Source organism: Flavobacterium sp. CFBP9031 (genome assembly GCF_034044945.1).
In the GTDB taxonomy this organism is placed as follows: domain Bacteria; phylum Bacteroidota; class Bacteroidia; order Flavobacteriales; family Flavobacteriaceae; genus Flavobacterium.
This window is the reverse complement of record NZ_JAXCWF010000010.1, coordinates 54,162-76,164: the sequence shown is the minus strand read 5'-3', so window position 1 is coordinate 76,164 and position 22,003 is coordinate 54,162. Positions and strand designations below refer to the sequence as shown.

Annotated in this window: 17 protein-coding genes and 1 tRNA gene; 1 reads left to right on the top strand and 17 read right to left on the bottom strand. The window is 36.4% G+C overall.

Going from position 1 to position 22,003, the window contains the following annotated elements; all coding sequences use genetic code 11:
* Positions 1-78: 78 nt before the first annotated feature.
* The 3 genes from pth to SOM12_RS16950 form a co-directional block, all read right to left on the bottom strand.
* Complete coding sequence (gene pth / locus SOM12_RS16960) at positions 79-756, bottom strand: aminoacyl-tRNA hydrolase (protein ID WP_095930680.1); 678 nt, start codon at positions 754-756, stop codon at positions 79-81.
* Positions 757-1,424: 668 nt separating this feature from the next.
* The gene (locus SOM12_RS16955; RefSeq protein WP_026727205.1) at positions 1,425-2,036 is read right to left on the bottom strand and encodes a 50S ribosomal protein L25/general stress protein Ctc; all 612 of its coding nucleotides are present in this window, start codon (positions 2,034-2,036) and stop codon (positions 1,425-1,427) included.
* A 106-nt stretch (positions 2,037-2,142) separates the two neighbouring features.
* Complete coding sequence (locus tag SOM12_RS16950) at positions 2,143-3,084, bottom strand: ribose-phosphate pyrophosphokinase (RefSeq protein WP_095930679.1); 942 nt, start codon at positions 3,082-3,084, stop codon at positions 2,143-2,145.
* A 286-nt stretch (positions 3,085-3,370) separates the two neighbouring features.
* Here SOM12_RS16950 and SOM12_RS16945 point away from each other — a divergent pair.
* Positions 3,371-3,450, top strand: a tRNA-Leu gene (locus SOM12_RS16945).
* Positions 3,451-3,486: 36 nt separating this feature from the next.
* On the opposite strand, the gene SOM12_RS16940 is transcribed toward SOM12_RS16945, so the two are convergent.
* The 14 genes from SOM12_RS16940 to SOM12_RS16875 form a co-directional block, all read right to left on the bottom strand.
* Positions 3,487-3,957, bottom strand: a complete 471-nt coding sequence (locus tag SOM12_RS16940; RefSeq protein WP_320494391.1) for an OsmC family protein — start codon at positions 3,955-3,957, stop codon at positions 3,487-3,489.
* A 76-nt stretch (positions 3,958-4,033) separates the two neighbouring features.
* On the bottom strand, positions 4,034-4,912 hold the full coding sequence (locus tag SOM12_RS16935) for an alpha/beta fold hydrolase (protein WP_320494390.1): 879 nt from the start codon (positions 4,910-4,912) through the stop codon (positions 4,034-4,036).
* Positions 4,913-5,083: 171 nt separating this feature from the next.
* Entirely contained in the window at positions 5,084-6,268 is a 1,185-nt protein-coding gene (locus SOM12_RS16930; RefSeq protein WP_320494389.1) for an aldose epimerase family protein, read from the bottom strand.
* A 140-nt stretch (positions 6,269-6,408) separates the two neighbouring features.
* A complete protein-coding gene (gene araA / locus SOM12_RS16925; protein ID WP_320494388.1) occupies positions 6,409-7,917 on the bottom strand; it encodes an L-arabinose isomerase in 1,509 nt (502 codons plus the stop codon).
* Between the two features lie 136 nt (positions 7,918-8,053).
* On the bottom strand, positions 8,054-8,755 hold the full coding sequence (locus SOM12_RS16920; RefSeq protein ID WP_320494387.1) for an L-ribulose-5-phosphate 4-epimerase: 702 nt from the start codon (positions 8,753-8,755) through the stop codon (positions 8,054-8,056).
* Positions 8,739-10,430: a ribulokinase gene (locus SOM12_RS16915; RefSeq protein WP_320494386.1), complete on the bottom strand. Its 1,692-nt coding sequence runs from the start codon at positions 10,428-10,430 to the stop codon at positions 8,739-8,741. Before SOM12_RS16915 ends, SOM12_RS16920 begins: the two co-directional genes overlap by 17 nt.
* 314 nt (positions 10,431-10,744) lie before the next feature.
* Positions 10,745-11,857, bottom strand: coding sequence for a family 43 glycosylhydrolase (locus tag SOM12_RS16910; protein ID WP_320494385.1), 1,113 nt, complete (start codon positions 11,855-11,857; stop codon positions 10,745-10,747).
* A gap of 41 nt (positions 11,858-11,898) precedes the next feature.
* Positions 11,899-13,878 carry a glycoside hydrolase family 127 protein gene (locus tag SOM12_RS16905; protein ID WP_095930672.1) on the bottom strand — a complete coding sequence of 660 codons (1,980 nt, stop codon included), beginning with the start codon at positions 13,876-13,878 and terminating at the stop codon, positions 11,899-11,901.
* Positions 13,879-13,890: 12 nt separating this feature from the next.
* Positions 13,891-14,871 (bottom strand): arabinan endo-1,5-alpha-L-arabinosidase, encoded by a 981-nt coding sequence (locus SOM12_RS16900; protein WP_320494384.1) that lies wholly within the window; start codon positions 14,869-14,871, stop codon positions 13,891-13,893.
* Positions 14,872-14,960: 89 nt separating this feature from the next.
* Positions 14,961-15,905 (bottom strand): glycoside hydrolase family 43 protein, encoded by a 945-nt coding sequence (locus tag SOM12_RS16895; protein WP_320494383.1) that lies wholly within the window; start codon positions 15,903-15,905, stop codon positions 14,961-14,963.
* Between the two features lie 172 nt (positions 15,906-16,077).
* The gene (locus SOM12_RS16890; RefSeq protein ID WP_320494381.1) at positions 16,078-17,700 is read right to left on the bottom strand and encodes an arabinan endo-1,5-alpha-L-arabinosidase; all 1,623 of its coding nucleotides are present in this window, start codon (positions 17,698-17,700) and stop codon (positions 16,078-16,080) included.
* Between the two features lie 11 nt (positions 17,701-17,711).
* Entirely contained in the window at positions 17,712-19,250 is a 1,539-nt protein-coding gene (locus SOM12_RS16885) for an alpha-N-arabinofuranosidase (RefSeq protein ID WP_320494380.1), read from the bottom strand.
* 54 nt (positions 19,251-19,304) lie between these two features.
* Positions 19,305-20,312, bottom strand: a complete 1,008-nt coding sequence (locus SOM12_RS16880) for an arabinan endo-1,5-alpha-L-arabinosidase (protein WP_320494379.1) — start codon at positions 20,310-20,312, stop codon at positions 19,305-19,307.
* Positions 20,313-20,439: 127 nt separating this feature from the next.
* Complete coding sequence (locus SOM12_RS16875; RefSeq protein WP_095930666.1) at positions 20,440-22,002, bottom strand: RagB/SusD family nutrient uptake outer membrane protein; 1,563 nt, start codon at positions 22,000-22,002, stop codon at positions 20,440-20,442.
* Between the last annotated feature and the right edge of the window lies 1 nt (position 22,003).

Genomic DNA, 22,003 nt, shown 5'->3' with positions numbered 1-22,003 from the left:
TTGAAAATACTATTTCGTTATAATTGAATTAAATTCTCTGATAATTTACATTTTTACAATATAAACATCTGAAAATCTTTATTTTCCATTAAATGTTGTCATTGTATTTTCTAAACCAGCCGTTCCAAAAGTTCTAATAATTTCTGCTGAAGTTTCTAAACGTTCTGGAAGTTTTGCTTCTTCTTCAGGTGTCCATTCTCCTAAAACATAATCTACCTGCTGCCCTTTTTTAAATTCATCACTAATACCAAATCTATAGCGTGTATAATTTTGTGTATTTAAAACCAAATTAATGTTTTTTAAACCGTTATGACCACCGTCGCTTCCTTTTGGTTTGATTCTAATAGTGCCAAATGACAGATTTAAATCGTCTGTAATGACCAAAATATTCTCTAATGGTATATTTTCTTTATCCATCCAATATTTTACCGCTTTACCGCTTAAGTTCATGTAAGTGTTTGGCTTTAAAAGAAAAAAGGTTCTTCCTTTAAATTTGTATTCAGCCAAAGCGCCTAATTTTACGGTTTCAAATGAAAGTCCTTCTTTTTTTGCTAAAAAGTCTAGGACTTTAAATCCGATATTATGTCTGGTGTTTACGTATTCGGCTCCGATATTTCCTAATCCGACGATTAAATATTTTTTACTCACGCTTTCTATATTGTTTTTTTGGTGTTCGTGAACCTCCGGTTTGCTATTATCTTGTGTGTTCCCTTCTTTTGATGGCGATGAAAACAGTTTTGTTATCCATTTTATCATGATTGCAAAAGTAAGATTAATTAGAGAATGTGGCAATTGGATAATTTGAAAATGTGAAAATTAGAGAATTGTTTACTGGGTGAAATTTAACCGCAAAGTTCGCAAAGGTTTACGCGAAGAACGCAAAGAAATAGTTTCTATAGAGATTGCAAAGCGCACAAAGAAAATGTCTCTGGCAGATTTTATTGCCATCCTAAACGAAATTAAAGAAATGCAAGAAGCTCGATAATCTAAATTCCATATTTTGAGTGGGCTTCGACTCCGCTCAGCCTGGCAATGACGAAAAAAAACTTAACACCTCAGAATCTTGGCAACTTAGAATCTTATGAAAAAGATATTTTCTTGCTAGCCCTGACAGGAGCGGCATCCTTTTTCTGGCTTCTTTAGCCAGGAAAAGATACAGCGGATGGCAGGAATGTTACGTCTTATGAAAACGGAAAGTTGCTGCTTCTAAAAAATAATTAGAGAATTTGAGAATGTGGCAATTAGAGAATTCTTAAAGTAGCTTCGACTCCGCTCAACCTAATACGTATACTATTTGTCAGGCTGAGCGGAGTCGAGGCACTTTTGCAGTAAAAAACTTAGAACCTTAGCAACTCAGCATCTCAGAACCTCAAAAAAAAGCCCCAATCGTAAGATTGAGGCTTTTTGTATAGTTTGAAAAAAAATTATTTTTTCTTTCCTTTTGCAGGAGCTTTTGCAGCTTTTGCAGCCTCTTGAGCAGCTTTCATAGCAGCACGAGAAATTCTTACTTGACAAACAACAGTGTTGTCTGGGTGCATAATTTTGTACTCTGGTTTTCCAACTTTAGTAACGTATAATTTGTTACCCATTTCAAGTGGAGTGATGTCAGCTTCAACGAAATCAGGAAGATTTGCTGGTAAAGCTTTAACTTTTAATTTACGTTGGTTTAAACGTAAAACACCTCCCGCAAGAACACCTTTAGATGTACCAACGATTTTCACAGGAACTTCCATTGTGATTTCTTTATCATCAAATAATTGGAAGAAGTCAATGTGTAAAATTTTGTCAGTTACTGGGTGAACTTGGATATCTTGCAAAATTGCATTGAATGATTTTCCTTTTCCAAGCTCAATCACAACTGTGTGTGCATTTGGAGTGTAAACCAAGTTTTTGAACGCTGCAGCGTCTGCTGAGAAGTGTACTGCTTGATTTCCTCCGTATAACACGCAAGGAACCGCTCCAGCATTACGTAAGGCTTTAGTTGACACTTTGCCCACGCTTTCTCTTTCTGATCCTTTAATTGTAATCGATTTCATTGTAAAAAAAATATAGTTATTAATATAAATATTCTATTTTGTAAGCTTTAAGCACTACACTTTAAGCTTTTTTGTAATTGCGATAGCTTATTATAGCCTATTGCTTTTACATAATGAATTTTCCACTGATGGAATTGTTGTGGTGAACCATCTGCATAACCTCAGCAAATAGAGGCGCACAGCTTACCACTTTTATCTTTTTTGACTCTTTCTTTAACGGAATAGAATCTGTTACGATTAACTCAGTTAATTTTGAGTTTTCGATTTTTTCGTATGCTCCGCCAGATAAAATAGCGTGCGTACAAATTGCCCTTACACTTAGCGCTCCTTTTTCGATCATTAGGTCTGCCGCTTTCGCTAAAGTCCCTCCTGTATCGATCATGTCATCTACTAAGATTACGTTACGTCCTTTTACTTCACCAATAAGCTCCATAGTGTCGATAACGTTGGCTGCTTTTCTTTGTTTGTAACAGATTACTACATCTGATTCTAAAAACTTAGAGTAAGCATATGCTCTTTTTGAACCTCCCATATCTGGAGATGCAATTGTTAGATTATCTAATTTTAAACTTTCTACGTATGGTAAAAAGATGGTAGATGCAAATAAATGATCTACTGGTTTTTCAAAGAATCCTTGAATCTGGTCTGCGTGCAAATCCATAGTCATGATTCTTGTTGCTCCTGCAGCAGTCAATAGGTTTGCCACTAACTTTGCTCCAATTGGAACTCTTGGTTTGTCTTTTCTATCTTGTCTTGCCCAACCAAAATAAGGCATAACAGCTGTAATATGTCTTGCTGATGCACGTTTTGCCGCATCAATCATTAACAACAATTCCATCAGATTATCTGCACTTGGAAAAGTTGAACATACGATGAATACTCGTAAACCTCTTATTGATTCTTCGTAAGACGGCTGAAATTCTCCATCACTATACGTTGACATCGTTACTTTTCCTAACGGAATTCCGTAATCTTTTGCAATTTTTTCTGCAAGATAAACACTTTGTGAACAAGCAAAAATTTTAGCTTCTGGTTCTAGGTGCGACATTGTAATTTGTTGTTTTATCCCGTTACTTTTAAAAAAATTCAGCTTTATATTTCAATAAAGCGGAATGCGTATAAATGTCTCGGATGTAGTTAGTTGTGTGTGCTTCGTTTTAACGAGCTGCAAATTTATAAAATTTATTGAACACTGAAAGCAAAAATTTAAGTATTTTTAGTAGTTCGTTTAAAATTATTTTTTACATTTGCACCGTGTTAAAGGAATGGCGCCATTTATGACTTCATTCTATTGCGTTAAAATAATCGCTTTTGGTTATTTTTTCGTCTGCTAAGCCCGGATGGCGGAATTGGTAGACGCGCTGGTCTCAAACACCTGTGGGAAACCGTGCCGGTTCGACTCCGGCTCCGGGTACGAAAAACCTCTTCTTAACGGAAGAGGTTTTTTCTTTTATACTACTTCACAACTTCCATTATGCAAAACAGGAAAATTGCAAGAATTAGCAATAAAACACAATTGATTTGCTTTATGATGCAAGTCTAAAGCCAATTCTATTTGATCTGGATTTGAGATTTTTACTTTCGGATATAATCTTGCTTCAACAAAACGCCCGCTTCCATCTGGATTTACTTCGAGCGTTGCTTCTGCGTTGTCTGAATATTCGAGAACTTCTATTCCGTTTTGAGAGCAGACATATAAATACGACATCATATGGCAGGAAACTAAACTGCTTAACAATAAATCTTCCGGATTGTATAATTCTGGATCCCCTTTGAAAGCCTTAGCAGCCGAAACGTCTAAAACAGGTTTTCCTTCAATTTTGATTTGATGGCTTTTGCTGTAGAATTTTGAAGCTGAATTTTCTTGTTTTTGACTTGAAGTCCAATTTGCTTCTGCTTTGAATGTGTGTTTGAAAGTCATTTTTTTTGTTTTTTAGCCACGAATTCAATGAAGTTGAAATTCATGGCTAAAATAACACAATTCTGTTGATTCAATTTTATTTACCCCATTTCGTCCAATCTGAATCTGGTCTTTTAAAAGGTTCTGATAAAAATTTATTTGCTAATGCATTAAACAATTCCGGACTTGATGCGGGTGCAAAATGAGTCTCTCCAGGCATAATGCATAACTGTGCTTTAGGTATATTTTCGAAAATTTCAACTGTATGTGCATTTCTGATTACATCTCTATCTCCAGCTATTACAAGTACTTTTGCTTTAATTTTTGATAAATCTTTTACTGCAATACTAGGCTGATCTACTAGAAGCCCTGCAGTTTGTTTCATTAGACTCCAATTTTCGCTAGTATCTTTTTCTTTAATTTTTGAAGCAATCATTTTTTTCAAATTCTGAACATCTTTTGCCGCCCACGAATAAATAGCCGTGGAATCAGGTTGTAAATTGGCACCCATCGCTACAATTTTCTTTATTTTTGATTTTCCTGAAATCCCCATTTGCAACCCAACAATCCCTCCGTCGCTCCAGCCAATAACACTTATCGAATCTAATTTTAAGTGATTAACCAATCCTTCCATATCTTTTGTGATTTGCACATAGGTAAGAGAATCCGTTTTCAGCTCCGACTTGCCTTGTCCCCTACTATCAACAGCAATAACTCTGTATTTACTTTTAAAATAATCAATTTGATTTCCCATTGATTCAATATTTCCTCCATTTCCATGAATCAATAACAAAGGTTCGCCTTTTCCGTATTCTTCATAGTAGATTTTAGCACCATTGAGTTCGGCAAATTTTCCGACAGCGGAATTTTTACCATAAGGCGTATCAAATTTAAAATTCATCTGAACCTGAGCGTTTGCTATTACACATATAGAATAAGCTAATACGGCCATTAGCAATTTGACTGGTTTCTTCATAAGTAAGTTTTTTTTTAGGATAGTTATTTCTCAAATGTAAGAAAGATTCCAAAAAAATTAACAAAACACTTATTGAAAGTATGCGCTCTAACATTTACAAACAAAAAACCTCGAAAGCAATTACTTTCGAGGTTTTTAGAAAATTACTAAATTAATAAACAGATTCTAAAACTATTTTTTTACTGAAAACTTAAAAGTAGTTTTCGTTTTATAATTTTCTCCTGGGTTTAAAACCGTTGTTGGGAAATTTTTCTGGTTTGGAGAATCTGGATAATGTTCTGTTTCTAGACATAATCCTGTTCTGTGTGCAAAAGTTCCTCCATTTGGCATTGGTAAAGTTCCATCAAGGAAATTTCCAGAGTAGAACTGAATTCCAGGTTCGTCTGTTGTCATTTCCATAACTCTTCCACTTGCTGCGTGGTAGACTTTTGCAATAATTGTTTTTCCTTTTTCAGGGTTATTCAACACCCAGCAGTGGTCGTAACCTTTTCCTTTTTCTAACTGCTCATTTTTAGCATTGATATCTTTTCCAATTAATTTTGGAGTTCTGAAATCGAAAGGCGTACCAGCAACATCTTCTAATTTTCCTGTAGGAATCAAATCTGCATCAACTGGAACTAATTTATCAGCATTTAAAGTCAATTCATGATCCAAGATTGTTTTGGTAAAATCTCCTGATAGATTGAAGTATGAATGTTGAGTTAAATTAACAACTGTTTTTTTGTCTGTTGTTGCTTCGTAAAGCACTTCCAACTGATTATCATTTGTCAAGGTATAAGTCACAAAAACCTTTAAGTTTCCTGGATAACCTTCTTCCATATCTTTACTTACATAAGATAATTTTAAAGAAGCTGTATCACCAGATTTAACCTCATCTGCTTTCCAAACTACATTAAAAAACCCTTGTGGACCTCCGTGCAAAGCATTTGGGGCGTTGTTTAAAGCCAATTGATATTCTTTTCCATCTAATGAAAATTTACCTTTGGCAATTCGGTTTCCGTATCTTCCGATCAAAGCTCCGAAGAAAGGGTTTTCTTTTTCGTATTGAGCCAAAGAACTGAATCCAATTACTACATTTTCAGAAACACCTGCTTTATTAGGCACTTTCAAATCTGTAATTCTTCCACCAAAAGTGATGATGTCCACTTCCATCCCGTTTTGGTTTTTCAATTTATAGCTTTCTACTTTTTCTCCTTTAGCAGTAGTTCCATATTCCGATTTGTCAATTGTAACTAAAGCTTTTGCATCGGCTTCCGTTTTTTCTGTATCAGCTTTTTTATCGCCTTTACACTGAACTGAAACTATAGCAATACCAAGCATGCTTAATATGAAAAGAGAGCGTTTTAATACATTCATAAATGATAATTTTGGGTTTGTAAAAAAGTTAAATGTTAGATGTAAATTGTTAGATGTGAAATTTAATCATTTTAAAAATGTAAAAATTACCTTTTTAAGTTTTTTCACATTTTACATCTTACAAATTACATTTTACCGCCTTACAGGCCGTGTTGAAACAAATGGAAATACGCTTCGTTAGCATTGATTTTATCTTTAAACTCTCTTACAGTCGTTTTTTCATCGATTACCAATAATTCGATTCCAGCGATGTCTACAAAATCTTCCATATATTCTGTTGTGATTGACTGGCTGTAAACCGTGTGGTGCGCTCCTCCAGCTAAAATCCAAGCTGTTGCTGCAACTTCTAAATTTGGTTTACAATCCCATAAAACTCTAGCAACTGGAAGTTTTGGTAATTCTGCCATTGGTTTTATAGCTTCAACTTCGTTCACGATTAAACGGAAACGAGTTCCCATATCAACCAAAGAAACATTGATTGCATCTCCTGCAGGCGAATTAAAAACCAAACGAGCAGGATCTTCTTTTCCTCCAATTCCTAATGGATGAACTTCACATGAAGGTTTTCCGTCAGCAATAGATGGACAAATCTCTAACATATGAGATCCTAAAACATATGATTTTTGTGGTGTGAAATGGTATGTATAATCTTCCATGAAAGAAGTTCCGCCTTCTAAACCAATACACATTACTTTTAAAGCTCTAACCATTGCAGCTGTTTTCCAGTCTCCTTCTCCACCAAAACCATAACCATCGGCCATTAATCTTTGTGTGGCAATTCCTGGAAGTTGTTTCCAAGCTCCAAGGTTTTCGAATGTATCTGTAAAAGCACCGAATCCTCCTTCTTCAAGGAAAGCTCTTAATCCTAATTCGATTTTTGCTGCTTCAACCAAAGAACTTCTTTGTGCACCGCCTTCTTTTAATGAATCTGTTAAGTTGTATGATTGCTCGTAAACGGCTAATAAATCATTTAATTCTTTGTCAGTTACTTTTTCGATATGTTTGGTAACATCTGAAGAATCGTAACCGTTTACAGACATTCCGAAACGAATTTGAGCCTCCACTTTATCACCTTCTGTTACGGCAACTTCACGCATATTGTCTCCAATACGAGCAACTTTTAAGTTTTGAAGTTCGTCCCATCCTAAGACAACTCTTGACCAGATTCCTAATTGTTTCTGCACTCTTTGATCTTCCCAATGTCCAACAACAACTTTACGTTTTTTACGTAATCTAGACATGATAAAACCGAATTCACGATCTCCGTGAGCCGATTGGTTCAAGTTCATGAAATCCATGTCGATGCTTCCCCACGGAATTTCAGCATTATATTGTGTGTGTAAATGGCATAATGGTTTTTTAAGGATATTTAAACCGCCAATCCACATTTTTGCTGGAGAGAAAGTATGCATCCAAGCGATAATTCCGATACAGTTTTTAGTAGAATTCGCCGCCAAACATACATCTAAAATCTGCGATGGAGATTTCACCACATCTTTGTAAACCACTTTTACTGGAATTGAAGACGAAGCGTCTAATCCTTTTGCAATTATCTGAGAGTGTTCCGCTACTTTTCTAAGTGTTTCTTCACCGTATAATTCCTGGCTTCCTACTACAAACCATACTTCTTTTTGAGATATATCTATCATTTTGTTTAATCGTTTATTTGTTTAATCGTCAAATCGTTTTTCTTTATCTAAAATTCACGATTAACGAAAATCTTTACTCTTTGTTCTTTATTCTATTTTCTTTAATCTAAAATCTGCACTCTAAAATCTAAAATCACTACTGTCCGTAATACGAATCTTTTCCGTGTTTACGGTTGTAATGTTTCTTTATTAATGAATCTTTTAATCTTGGTGCGTTTGGATTTATTTGTAAAGTCAAGTAAGCCATTTCTGCCACAACTTCTAAGACTTTACTATTATAAACCGCTTTTGCTGCATTTTTTCCCCATGCAAACGGACCGTGATTTCCAATCAGAATCATTTCTACTTCTTCATAAGAAAGATTCTTTTCTTTGAAGCAATCTAGAATCTGAATTCCGGTATTGTGTTCGTAGTTTCCTTCAATTAAATGATCTGCCATCGGCGGCGCGCACGGAATATCTGCTGTTAAATGATCGGCATGCGTTGTTCCGAAAATTGGAATATCTTGTTGCGATTGTGCCCAAGCCACAGAATAAGTAGCGTGCGTATGAGCCACTCCGCCAATATTTGGCCAATGTTTGTATAAATAAGCATGCGTTTTAGTGTCAGATGACGGACGCATTGTACCTTCAATAATATTATTATCAAAATCGACAATTACGATATCTTCAGGTTTTAAATCTTCGTAAGGAACACCGCTTGGCTTAATGGCAAAAACACCATTTTTTCTATCCACGGCACTTACATTTCCAAAAGTATACACCACCAAATTCAATGCATTTAACTGCATATTGGCTTCGTAACATTCTTGTTTTAAATCTTTATATTGAGAGCTCATGTTGCGATATTTTAAGGTTTGGATCTGCAAAAGCACTTAATTTTTCGTATCCCAAAAGCAGTTTATGATACGCTTCAACTTGGTCTGTCTGAGGGAAATATTCACCATCAAAATCACTTCCGATTTTCTGGCTTGCTTCGATTACATTTGGATAAATTCCAGCTGCAACGGCTGCATAAATTGCCGCTCCTAAAGCTGGTGTTTGATCTGAAGCTGCAATTTTAATTGGCTTATTTAAAACATTAGCCAAAGTCTGCATGATGAAAGGAGATTTTCTAGCAACACCGCCAATTCCAATTACGCTGTCGATTTTTACACCTTCTTCTTCAAAACGATCTACAATTTTCTTTGCTCCAAAACAGATTGCGTTTACTAAAGCTTTAAAAATATGAGGTGCTTTTGTTCCTAAAGAAAGATTCGAAATCGCACTTTTTAATTCCTGATTAGCATCTGGAGTTCTGCGTCCGTTAATCCAATCTAAAGCAATTGGAAGACTTTCTGAAACGGGGATTTTCTCTGCTTCTTTCGTTAATTCTACAATTAATTTATCGCTGAATTCCTCTCTTAACTGCTCTTTTTGAGCCTCATTTAAAACAGAAGATGTTCCTAATAAATGTTCAGTTGGCCACATTAATAATTCTTTGTACCAAGCCAATAAATCTCCAAAAGCAGATTGTCCTGCTTCTAAACCAATAAAGCCCGGAATAACAGAACCGTCAACTTGTCCGCAGATTCCGCGAACCGTTTTTGTTCCCACCTCATCATAAGAACCAACAAGGATATCACAAGTTGAAGTTCCCATAACACGAACTAAAGTATTCTCTTCGATTTTAGCTCCAACCGCTCCAGAATGTGCATCAAAAGTTCCAACAGCCACAACAGTTTCTGTCGAAAGCCCTAAACGATCTGCCCATTCTTTGCTTAAATTTCCGGCAACTAAATCAGAGGTATAAGTTTCATCGTATAAATTACCGCGAAGCTGCGCTAAATACGGATGTAATTTTTCTAAGAATTCAACTGGCGGTAATCCGTTCCAGTCTGCGTGCCACATTGCTTTGTGACCTGCGGCGCAACGGCTTCTTTTGAAGGTTTTTAAATCTTTATCTTCAATTAACAAATACGTCATTAAATCGCAATGCTCCATCCAGGTGTGCGCTGCATTTCTAACCGCTTCGTCTTGTCTTGCAATATGAAGGATTTTTGCCCAAAACCATTCAGAAGAATAAATTCCGCCCACATATTTTGTAACATCTTCTCCACCCCAGCTTACTGCCAATTCGTTGATTTCGTTTGCTTCATTTATAGAAGTATGGTCTTTCCATAAAACCATCATCGCATTTGGGTTTTCTTCAAAACCTTTTGTCAAGGCCAAGGGCGTTCCGTCTTTTGTAACCGGCACCGGAGACGATCCAGTTGTATCAATACAAATTCCTTTTACTAACGAAGGATCTACTTTACTTTCTTTTACAACGTTTTGAATCGTCGTTTCCAATCCTTCAATATGATCCAAAGGATGCTGGCGAAATTGGTTTATAGAAGCGTCACAATATTGTTTGTTTTTCCATCTTTTGTAATGAGAAACATTCGATGCTAGCTCCTGCCCATTTTCTGTATCAATTAGCACCGCGCGAACAGAATCTGTTCCGTAGTCCAATCCTATTACATAATTTTTCATTCGTATTTTATTTTTAAAATATTGACAAATATAATTATAAATAATTTATAAGTGTATAAAAAACACTTAACAAAATTCTGTTCTTTAATTTTTACAAAAAATGCATCAAAACAAGGATTTATGATCAAAACAAAAAATAAATGTCAATGTTACATTTATAATGTTGCGATTATTTCATCTTAATTTTCAAAACAGCCACAGAATAAGCTGAAAAATCATACTGAACTTTACATCCGCTTACCAAAAACTGACTTTTTTTGAACTAATTTTGATTGGTACTGCAAATGATTTTTCGCCATTACCATTTGGCCTTTTTAGTTAAATTCGAATATTGGTCTACCGTTTTCATCAAACTTTAATTTCATCATTCTCGCATGACGATTAGGATCATATAATGGATCTGCAATAATTTCTTTCAACGGTCTTTTATCTGTTGCAGGCACCACTTTTGGATCACCAACAGCTTTTTCGTAATCCCTTGCATGATAAATTACTAATGGTTCTCCGTTTTCATCCACAGTGAATGAGTTATGTCCTGGCCCATAAATCTTTTTGGCTTCATTGGTTTTTAATACTGGATATCTAGATTTTTTCCAAGAATTTCTATCTAGTAAATCAGCATTTTCATCTGCTTCCATCATTCCCATACTGTAACAAGAACCAGTAGCACTTGCCGAAAAAGTAATGTAAATTTTCCCTTTGTTTTTAATAACCGCAGGACCTTCATTTACCCAAAAACCTACGCGTTCCCAATCATAATCGGGAGTCGTTAGCATGAATTGAACTGTTTTTAGTTTTACTGGCGATTCCATTTCGGCTAAATACAAATTGGAAGCAGCGAACTGTCCGCCTGTTTTTTCTGCCCAACAGAAATAGCGTTTATTTTTATGCTCAAATACAGTTCCGTCCAGAGAAAAATCGGTAAAGCTTTTCGGATCTGCATCAGCTGCCTGCATTTGCCCAAGTTCAATCCACTTGTCACGTAAAGGATCCTGACCTGTACATTGCAAAACATACGGTCTTAATTTCCAAATATCCTCTTCTTCACTTGCTGCAAAATACACGTACCATTTTCCATCTAAATAATGAATTTCAGGAGCCCACACATGACGACTCATTGGTCCGCTTTTATGTTTTTCCCATACTCTAAAGGTTTCAGCATTTTGAAGCTCAGCAATAGATTTTGCACGTCTTAACTCTATAGCGTCGTAGGTTGGTACCGATCCTGTAAAATAGTAATACCCATCTGTATGCTTATAGATAAAAGGATCTGCTCTTTGCAAGACTATAGGTTTATTAGTTAAAGTTGTTTTTGTAGTAGCCACTTCTTTAGACAGTTCTTTTTCTGCTTTTTTATCTGTACAAGAAGAAACACTTACAAAAACAATGGCCGAAAGTGCCCAATTTTTTAATAGGTTTGTTTGCATGTTATACTGGTTTGTTTGAATTTAATTTATTTGTGAGGAATTCAGTCTTTAAAATCAATCCACACTTTCATTTTTCCAACTCCACGATTTGACCAAGAATAATATGGAATGGCTTTGAATTTTGAATTTTCGATCACATTTACACCTTGCAATAAATTGGCTTCTTTTCTCACTTTGAAAGTATCTGAAGAAGAAATGTCGATTTTATCAAAGTTGTTTTTATTGTCGATTTCTTCAACAGCATATACTATCGGACCATATTCTAAAGACACTTTGTTTTTGTTTGTTTCAACTTTAGAATTAGTCTCTACTTCTTGAACTTCCATCGGGAAATTAAGCGCTATTTTGTCTCCTTTTTTCCAGCTTCTAGTCACATTGAAATAGCCATTTTCAGGCTGAATTGCTACTATTTCTCCGTTTACAGTAATGGTTGGTTTTTGAGTTGAAGCCTTCTTATACGTATACAAATCTCCTGGCAAAACTTCATTTCTTGCCCAGCCTGGAACTCTAAGTTTAATCGTGAATTGGCTTTCTTTTTTAGGATTAACCGAGATTCTAACTTTTCCGTTCCAAGGATAAGAAGTCTGTTGCGAAATCTGTAAATCGGTTTTTCCTAAGGTGAAAGAAGCATCGTTTGAAGCATATAAATTCACATACAAATCGTTCTTTGTTTTCGAATAAATCAATCCTGGAATTGACGGAATAAAACGAATTAAATTAGTTGGACAGCAAGAGCAGTCAAACCAAGCCTGACGCGTGCAAGAGCCTCTGTTTGATTTGTAAACACCATCGGCTTCTAAGGCATTTGGATAGAAAAATTGTTTTCCGTCAAGCGAAATACCCGAAATTAATCCATTATACATCGTTCTTTCTATGACATCAAAATATTGTGATTTCCCGTATAAATTATGCAGTCTATGATTCCAATATACATCGCCAATTGCCGCACAGGTTTCGTTGTAAGCCGTTAGATTTGGTAATTCATAATTGGCTCCAAAAGCTTCACCGTCGTGTCTTGAACCGATTCCGCCTGTGATGTACATTTTTTTATTGACCATATTATCCCATAAATTATTTACGGCATTTTCATAGGCTTTATCTTTGGTCATGGCAACAATATCGGTCATTCCTGCGTACATATAAACGGCACGAACCGCATGCCCCACAGCTTCATTTTGCTGAATTACAGGAATATGATCCTGTGCATATTCTCCGTATAATTTATGATTGTTCGGATTTCCGCGATTGTCCAAATAGTATTTTGCCAATTTCAGATAATCTTCTTTTCCTGTAATCTGGTATAATTTTATCAAGCCCGTTTCTACAATCTGATGCCCCGGAACTCCTTTTACCTGTCCTGGATTATCTCCAAAAGTTCGCACCAGCATATCGGCAGCTTTTATCGCAATGTCAAGAAAATTGGTTTTTCCTGTGGCTTCATAATGCACGATTGCCGCTTCAATTAAATGTCCTGGATTATACAATTCGTGGCTAATCTGCAAAGATTCCCAACGTTTTCCTTCAATTACAGGAACCCAAGGTGCTGGTGGTTTTGCGGGATTTATCGTTCTCCAAGTGGTAATATATCCGTCTGGTTCCTGACCAATTTTTACAATGGCAATCATCGAATCTAAAACTCTTTCCAATTTCGGATTCGGAGCACTGATTAAAGTGTTGGATGCTCCTTCTATGATTTTGTAAACATCGGTATCATCAAAAGGCATATCGCCTCGCACTTTTCCAGTTTTCTGTTTTCCAGCGATTAAAAAGTTCTCAAAACGACCTTCTTCATCACATTTCTTAATCGCATATTCGATTGTTACTTCCTGCACTCTTTTGATAATTGGAAGCCAAAAAGAATCTGTCAGTTTTACATTTTGAATGTTAACCGGTTCGATTTCATAACCTGCTTTTAAGGCCGATGTTTTATTTTGCACCACTTTATTTTTGGTTTCCTTACAAGAAGCCAAAACAAGTAATAACATCAAAATCGTTAAAATTGGTAAGTTATATTTCTTCATTGTATTTGTATTCTATTTTAAAACAGGCCAGAAATCGGCATCCCATTTAATTTCTCTAACCACTAATCTTGGCGTTCCATTGGACTTTTTTTCATAAGCATGATAAAACATATAATCTTTTCCGTCAAAAGTATAAGCACTGTTATGGCCTACGCCAAAGTAATTTTCATCCCCTTCAACTACTAAACTTCCTCCACCTTGATCGAGTTGTTTCCCTTCTTTATCCAAATAAGGTCCTGCTACATTTTTTGATCTTCCAACAACCACTTTGTAAGTGCTTTTTTCTCCGCGACAGCATAAATCCCAAGAAAGAAATTGATAATAGTATCCGTTTTTCTTAAAAATGAAAGGAGCTTCCAGCGCGCCATCTCCCGGATCTGAGTCTGCTAATTCAAAAGATCTTTTGCGTTTTGCAATCGTATGCCATTCCTGAGGTTCTGCAATCGATTTTAAATCGGGATTTAATTTTACCAATTTCAATCCTTCCCAAAAAGAACCGAAAGAAAGCCAAGGCGTGTTGTTTTCATCAAAAATTAGATTCGGATCAATAGCGTTCCACATATCTCTGTTTGGTTGTGATTGAATGACAATTCCGTGATCAACCCATTTGTAATTTTTATCTTTTGGATCTAAAGTTGTATTAGTCGCAACGCCAATCGCCGATGTGTTTTTGGCGAAAGCCGAAACTGAATAATACAGATAATAGGTATTGTTGTGAAATGAAATATCTGGCGCCCAAATATGATTTTTAAAATCGGCCGCAACGCCATCTGCCCAAACTGGTTTTTCTTTGAAAACTTGTGGTTCTTTGTTCCATTTTTTTAAATCTTTCGAGCTAAAAACACTGATTCCGTTCCCTGTACAATACAAATAATAAGTGTCTTTTTGCTTAATAACAACAGGATCGTGTACGACAATTTCCTGCGCCATAATTACCGAAGTTGTCAGCATCAAAAAAATTGAAATTGTATATTTTATATTTTTGTAAACCATATAAGTGATTTAAGTAAGTTTAAGTTTTGGCTAAATGAGAACTGCTTTAGATAATATAAGTCAAACTGTAACTGAACACTGAACATTTATTACTGTATTCCTTCAGACGTCATTACGACACGTTTCATTGTTCCGTCTTTGTTATAAAATAATTTATCTACACAAACAGATCTTCTAAAACTTCCTCCATGTGGTTTTGATGCTCCGTTATGATAAATGAAATACGATTGTCCTTTAAAATCAATTATAGATTGATGATTGGTGTTACTGTTTCCTGCTAATTCATTCAGAATTCCTTTAAACTCCCAAGGTTCTGTAATGGATTTGCTCATGGCATAGGCAATTTTTTCAGGAAACTCATATGCGTATGACAAATAGTACCAGCCGTTATGCTTATGAATCCATGGTGCTTCAGTGAAATTTGGTAATTTTATGTGATAAATTTCTCCGTCTATTTCAGTCATATTTTCTTTTAATTTGGCGTAATGACAGGCTGTGTTTCCCCAAAACAGATAGGCTTGTCCGTCAGTATCAATAAAAACCGTCGGATCGATATCGTCCCATCTTATGTCGCTAAACTTGGTCATATCGTTGGTGATTAGTGCTTTTCCCAATGCATCTTTAAAAGGCCCAAGCGGATTATCTGCAACCGCAACTCCAATCGATTTTCCTGGAACAGTTCCATGTTCAACCGTTACGTACCAATAAAATTTTCCATTTCTTTCTATTACCTGCGAAGCCCATGCATCACTTTTTGCCCATTTAAAATCGGTTACTTTCAATGGCACAGGATGTGATTCCCATTTTTTCATATCAGAAGAAGAATACACCAGCCATTCATTCATTTTATAAAAGTTAAAATCGTTTGGCGCTTCATCATGACCTGCATACAAATACACTTTGTCTTGGTAAACCAATGCTGCAGGATCTCCTGTATATTTATCTGTAATAATGGGGTTGTTGAATTTTACAGATTGTGCTGTTCCCACAATTGATAAAAGCAAAACAGAAAGGTTTATAAATAGGTTTTTCATTTGTTGTTATTTTTTGCCACGAATTGTACCAATTTTCTCGAATTACATTTGCGAATTGCTTCGCCTATTCGCTATCGCTCGGGTCGTGACTTATTTTCTCTCGCAGATTATGCAGATTGAGCAGATTTTTTTAATTCTTTAATCTGTGGCTATTCTTTAAAATTGGAATTTTCTAGTTTATTTTTTTACCCCAAACCGCTATTCCAGCACTATTAATTCCGGTGTAACTTAAAGTCACTTTTCTGGTTGCCGATTCCCAATCCCAGGCATCAATTACGTTGCATTTCACTCCGTTTATGGTAGCAATTTTTTTTGCAGGATCGTAAGACCAAGTGCCTGTTATATCACCACTTACTTTTTTGTCGGCAGTTAAAAAAATCGTAACCGCTTTCTGCATGGTTTTGTACTGATAATTCATCGTAATTTGTTCCCATGTTCCAACCAGATTTCCTTCTGCAAAAGTCGTTGTTGGAACTCCAGCATAACGTTCTGGTTCTATTACAGGCCAGCCGTCTTCTGTCCATTGAATTCCATGCACATGTCCCATCATGACTGCATTTGAAACCGCAATTCCCGAAACTCCTTCTGGCAAACGTGCCTGCGAAGCATAAAACCATTGTTTTGTTTCTGGATTTTGAAAAACAGCGCAGTGCGCAAATCCAACCCAACCTGTATGATTTTTAAACTGATACGGATGCGTTACCAATGGAAAACATTCGGCGCCGTTTGTAATACTCATTCCAGTGTTGGTTACGTAAGGACCAAGAATGTTTTTAGAACGCGCAACTCGTGTGTTATAAGCAACCGATAATTCGTCATAAGCCAGAAACAAATAATAATATTGCGTGTCTGGATTGTAGATAATTTCTGGTCCTTCAAGTGCTTGCCATCGATTTGAATTTACATTTCCACGACCCGCGATTCGAACTCCGTAATCGTCGATTGTTTTTAATTTATCTGGTTTTCCTGTTGTCGGATTTAGTTTTAAAGCTGCAATTCCAGAATGCCAAGAACCGTAAATTAAATATTGTTCACCTTCTGGGGTTTCAATAAAACTCGGATCAATGGCATTGAATTTAAAATAAGCATCCCAATCGTTTCCTCCATTTCTAACATAACTTTTTACGCCGTCAGGTTCTGAGCAGACTACCATTCCTTTATCAACCCAATTATTAGAAGCCAAATCTGTTGTTTCAGCCAAACCAATAAAAGCACGTTCTGTCCAAGAAGTATTGGTGTCTGTTCCAGTAATGGGATTGGTTACGACGATGCTGTAATACATTCTGAAAACATTACCTACTTTTCGAACGCACGGTGCCCAAAATCCGTAATTTGGATTTTCTATCGGAGGAAGAGCTGGACTCATTCTGGCTCTTTTATTATTTAAAGAATCTTTTACCCAAGCTGGAGCCTGAGCCATTGAAGATCCCATAAATTCCCAATTGATTAAATCTTTTGATCTTCTATAGAAAAAATGTCCGTTACCCTCATGTGCATTTCCGTACGAAGCATCGGTTTGGTACATATAATAGTATTCTCCCGATTTTTCAACTGATGGATCATGTACATTTGCCAGATTCCATTGTGATCTAGTGTTCCAACTTGCAAATGCAGTATAATTATCTGCATAAGTTGGCCCTGCAAATGTTGGCGTAACCACTGGCGGTACGACAGGATCTGGCCCACCAACTTCAGGTGCCGCTGGATCATCTTTAGAACAGCTCGCCATTAGAATTGCTGCCACAAAAAATCCGATGGAAGAAATGGTTTTTAAAATGAAATTTTGCTTTTTCATCTGCTTCTATTTTATTTTCCTTCTAAAACAACAACTGAGAAAGGAGGAATAGTGATTTCAAGTTTTCCTTTTTTGTTTTCGAAACCTTTAAAAGCTGTTGGAACAATTTTATTTGGGTTTTCAAATGAATTGTAATCTTGTAATTTAGCCGATGTTATAACCGTTCCTGTGAAGTTTTTCACACCTAAATCTTTTATATCAATTTCGATTTTGTTTTTGTTTTTTGCATCCACATTCACTAATGAAATATGAACTGCGCCATTTTTATCTTTTGATGCTGAAACCGAAACCGCAGGAAGTTTTTCTCCATTAAAAGTGTATGATGGTGATTCGAAATTTACTGGCAATAGCTTCGCATCTTGATGCACGCTGTACATTTTCATTACATGATACGTTGGCGTTACAATCATTTTAGCTTTGTCTGTAAGGATTACAGCTTGTAAAACGTTAACACATTGTGCTAGGTTTGCCATACGAACACGATCTGCATGGTTATTGAAAATGTTAAGAGTTGCTCCAGCTAAAACCGCATCACGCATGGTATTTTGCTGATACAAAAATCCTGGATTTGTTCCTTTTTCTACTTCGTACCAGCCTCCCCATTCGTCAACAATCATGGCTACTTTTTTCTCAGGATCGTACTTATCCATAATAGCAGAATGTTTCGTAACTAATTCTTCCATTTTTAGAGCCGACTGCATCGTTTTAAAATAGCCTTCTTCTGTAAAATTTCTATCATCTCCTTTTTTACCCCAGTCAATTACAGCATAATGATGAACTCCAACTCCGCCTAACATATTTAGCGGAATTCCTTTCATTAAAACTTCTGTCCAATTGTAATCTGCACTGTTTGATCCAGAAGCAATTCTTGTGATTCCTCCCGTATTTTCCCAGTCAGACATGAAAGTCGCATATTTACGGTATTCTCCTGCATAATATTCTGCCGTCATATTTCCTCCACATCCCCAAGCTTCATTTCCAATTCCCCAATACTTTACTTTCCAAGGTTCTTTTCTTCCATTTTTAGCACGTAAATCACTCATCGGACTTTTACCGCTGAAGTTCGTATACTGAACCCAGTCTGCTAATTCTTGAACCGTTCCGCTTCCTACATTTCCAGATAAATAAGGTTCTGCTCCAAGAAGTTCACACATGTTCAAGAAATCGTGTGTTCCAAAACTGTTATCTTCAGTAACTCCGCCCCACCATTTGTTTACAATATTTGGTCTTTGTTCTTGTGGCCCGATTCCATCTTTCCAATGGTAAGTATCAGCGAAACAGCCTCCTGGCCATCTTAAATTTGGGATTTTTAAATCTTTTAAAGCCGCAATAATATCATTTCTTACTCCTTTTGTATTTGGAATTTTCGAAGTATCTCCCACAAAAAATCCTCCGTAAATACAACGCCCTAAATGCTCTGCAAAATGACCGTAAATATTTTTGTCAATTGTTGGCGCATCGGCCGTATTTTTAATGGTGATTGTGGTTTGCGCAAAATTCAGCTGACTGCAAAACGAAATAAGAAATGTGATTAAAAGTGCTTTTTTCATAGTGGTTTTTATTGTAGAGGAAAGCCCGAAAACTTTCCTCTGAATTTTAATTTTTTAATAAGAAAGTGTCGGCCATCCTGATGACCAAGTAAAGTATACAATTTCGAGTTTTGGATTTCCGCTGTCGGCTCCGTCATAATAATGAACCGCTCCCTTTTGCGTTCCTGTAATTCTTGACAAATGCCCTGGACCGATATAATTTCCTTGTGAAGCCAGAACGGTTGTTCCGCCGCCGCTTTTTAGAGATACTCCGTTTTTATCCACAAAAGGCCCAAACGGACTTGTAGAACGCCCAACTACAATATAATAGGTGCTGTTAACTCCATTACAGCAAGTTCCTCGGTTTACAAATAAGTAATAATAGCTTCCTTCTTTAATTAAACAAGGAGCCTCCCAAGATGCACTGTTTCCGCCAGCAACAATGGTTCTGCTTCCTGTTGTTTTTCCTGTCGAAGGATTAATTTGAATTACACCAATACCAGCATGCCATGAACCGTAAGCCATATAGACATTGCTTCCATCTACTAAAATTGACGGATCGATTGCATTAACATCTGATGCTGATGAAGAAGAAACAACAACTCCTCTGTCTGTCCATGTTGTTCCCGCGCTTTGCGAAATGGCTGGTGTTGTAACCAGTCCGATTGCAGAAGTGGCTGAACCAAATGTAGAACAGGAATAGTACATATTCCATCTGTTATTAAACCAAGCAACATCTGGCGCCCAAAAGATCTTAACGAACCCTGGAACATATCCTGTAATCCAACTTGGCGTTGATGAAAACACCGATGTTCCCCAAGCCCAGCTTGTTAGATTTGTTGAATAGGTAACTGGAATATTATCTCCTGTAGTAAAAACATAATAATTAACACCACTTTTTACAATCGTACTTGGATCATGTGATGGCACATTTCCGCTGACTGTTTTTGCTGTTAAATTGGTAACCTTTGAATCCTCTGCATTTACAACTGCTGTTGTTCCTTCTTGTGTTGGGACAATATCTTCATTTTGACAACTCCCAAATAATATCGCTAATAAAATCAAACTTGTAATTGTTTTCATTATTCTAATTTTAGTTACTGTTAAAAATTACTTCTCTTGTATTCCAAATTCTAAGGCATAATATTATAGTCTCAGTTTTCAGTTACAGTATACAGTGAGACTGTGACTGAAAACCGAGAGTGAAAACTTAATAACTGTCGTTTTGAACAGTTCCCGGGTTGTTATCCATTTCTAATTGTGGAATTGGGAAATATTCTCTTCCTGCTGTATAAGAATTAAACTCTGCATCTCTTGCTTTTAACCAAGCTAATTTAGCAGGGTCTTGAAGCCATCCCCAACGGCGGATATCGTCAAAACGGTGTCCTTCTAGAGGAAATTCTAAAAATCTTTCGTGACCAATCTGCTCTCTCATTTGCGCTTGAGACAATCCTGGTTTTGCAGTGGCTAAATCAGGAAGATTTACTCTGTCTCTTACCATTTGAATGTAAGTATAAGCTCCTTGAGTATCGCCTGTTTCATTTAAACATTCAGCATACATTAAAAGAACATCGGCATATCTTAATAAACGCTCATTGATTCCGGAACGCCAATCGTATTCGTCTGCAAATTGTCCGTCAGAGTTTTGGTATTTTCTGCAGAATAAATCATTTAAATCGGCTGGACTTGAAGCATAGAATGTGGCAAAATCTTTTCCGTACAATTGCATTCCGCCTGGTTTATTGTAAAAAATAGTAGCATCTAGACGAGGATCATCTTGTCCTGTTTTTGTTTTTTCTTCTTTAAATTCATTAAACAATGCCCAAGTTGGCTGAACGTCTGTCCATCCAAAAGCACGTGGTGCATAGGTAATGGCTCTTGCAGATGTTTTTCCCCATCCAGAAGCAGGAGCACCTCCCCAACCTAAATCGACACCTCCGGCATCACGGCTAAATTGCACTTCAAAAAGAGATTCTGAATTGTTTTCGTTTGCTGTTGTGAAGTTATCACGGTAATTTGCGACCAAAGAATAAACTCCTAAATCTATTACTTGCTTAAACGTTGTTTTAGCATTTGTAAAATCTTTTGTAAACAAATAGGCTTTTCCTAAATATCCTAACGCTGCCCCTTTAGTTGCACGTCCTTTTTGTCCTCCATCTAATCCTGAAAGGCCAACATAAGAATTTGGAAGTAATTCTGCTGCTGCTTTAAAGTCTGCAATAACTTGTGCCCAGCCTTCGTCTTGTGTTTTTTGAGGATAATAAACCGCTAATTCTGTTGGAAGAGGCACATTCTTAAACATGTTTACTGCATGAAAAAAGTACAATCCTCTTAAGAAATAAGCTTGTCCTATAATTCTGTTTTTTAAAGCTTCGTCTTCAAATTCAATTCCGGGTACATTTGTCAATACTTGATTGGCACGGTAAATACCTTGATAATAAGTTTCGTAAGCCCATCCATAAATCGCTGCATCTGCAACATTTGAATTAAAGTGCCCCACATTATACATTGATGCCCAAGGGCTGTTTGTACGAGAATCATCTGCTTTTGCATCTAACAATAATGGTGTACTTCTCATGTAAGTTCCATCTGTTAATAAACTTCCGTAAGCAGCATTTACACCTTGCAATGCATCTTCATCTGTTTTCCAAAAGTTATCGACTGAATCATTATTTGGATCTAGTTGAGTCAAATCTTCGTTATCCACACAGCTTGTGGTTACCAAGGCTAGTGAAAGGAAAACGGTTATATAGCTAAAAAATTTAGATTTCATT

What these genes read in the sequence shown, in the direction of transcription:
- pth (WP_095930680.1), bottom strand. Translation starts at nt 756, where the DNA reads ATGATAAAATGGATAACAAAACTGTTTTCATCGCCATCAAAAGAAGGG.
- SOM12_RS16955 (WP_026727205.1), bottom strand. Translation starts at nt 2,036, where the DNA reads ATGAAATCGATTACAATTAAAGGATCAGAAAGAGAAAGCGTGGGCAAA.
- SOM12_RS16950 (WP_095930679.1), bottom strand. Translation starts at nt 3,084, where the DNA reads ATGTCGCACCTAGAACCAGAAGCTAAAATTTTTGCTTGTTCACAAAGT.
- SOM12_RS16940 (WP_320494391.1), bottom strand. Translation starts at nt 3,957, where the DNA reads ATGACTTTCAAACACACATTCAAAGCAGAAGCAAATTGGACTTCAAGT.
- SOM12_RS16935 (WP_320494390.1), bottom strand. Translation starts at nt 4,912, where the DNA reads ATGAAGAAACCAGTCAAATTGCTAATGGCCGTATTAGCTTATTCTATA.
- SOM12_RS16930 (WP_320494389.1), bottom strand. Translation starts at nt 6,268, where the DNA reads ATGAATGTATTAAAACGCTCTCTTTTCATATTAAGCATGCTTGGTATT.
- araA (WP_320494388.1), bottom strand. Translation starts at nt 7,917, where the DNA reads ATGATAGATATATCTCAAAAAGAAGTATGGTTTGTAGTAGGAAGCCAG.
- SOM12_RS16920 (WP_320494387.1), bottom strand. Translation starts at nt 8,755, where the DNA reads ATGAGCTCTCAATATAAAGATTTAAAACAAGAATGTTACGAAGCCAAT.
- SOM12_RS16915 (WP_320494386.1), bottom strand. Translation starts at nt 10,430, where the DNA reads ATGAAAAATTATGTAATAGGATTGGACTACGGAACAGATTCTGTTCGC.
- SOM12_RS16910 (WP_320494385.1), bottom strand. Translation starts at nt 11,857, where the DNA reads ATGCAAACAAACCTATTAAAAAATTGGGCACTTTCGGCCATTGTTTTT.
- SOM12_RS16905 (WP_095930672.1), bottom strand. Translation starts at nt 13,878, where the DNA reads ATGAAGAAATATAACTTACCAATTTTAACGATTTTGATGTTATTACTT.
- SOM12_RS16900 (WP_320494384.1), bottom strand. Translation starts at nt 14,871, where the DNA reads ATGGTTTACAAAAATATAAAATATACAATTTCAATTTTTTTGATGCTG.
- SOM12_RS16895 (WP_320494383.1), bottom strand. Translation starts at nt 15,905, where the DNA reads ATGAAAAACCTATTTATAAACCTTTCTGTTTTGCTTTTATCAATTGTG.
- SOM12_RS16890 (WP_320494381.1), bottom strand. Translation starts at nt 17,700, where the DNA reads ATGAAAAAGCAAAATTTCATTTTAAAAACCATTTCTTCCATCGGATTT.
- SOM12_RS16885 (WP_320494380.1), bottom strand. Translation starts at nt 19,250, where the DNA reads ATGAAAAAAGCACTTTTAATCACATTTCTTATTTCGTTTTGCAGTCAG.
- SOM12_RS16880 (WP_320494379.1), bottom strand. Translation starts at nt 20,312, where the DNA reads ATGAAAACAATTACAAGTTTGATTTTATTAGCGATATTATTTGGGAGT.
- SOM12_RS16875 (WP_095930666.1), bottom strand. Translation starts at nt 22,002, where the DNA reads ATGAAATCTAAATTTTTTAGCTATATAACCGTTTTCCTTTCACTAGCC.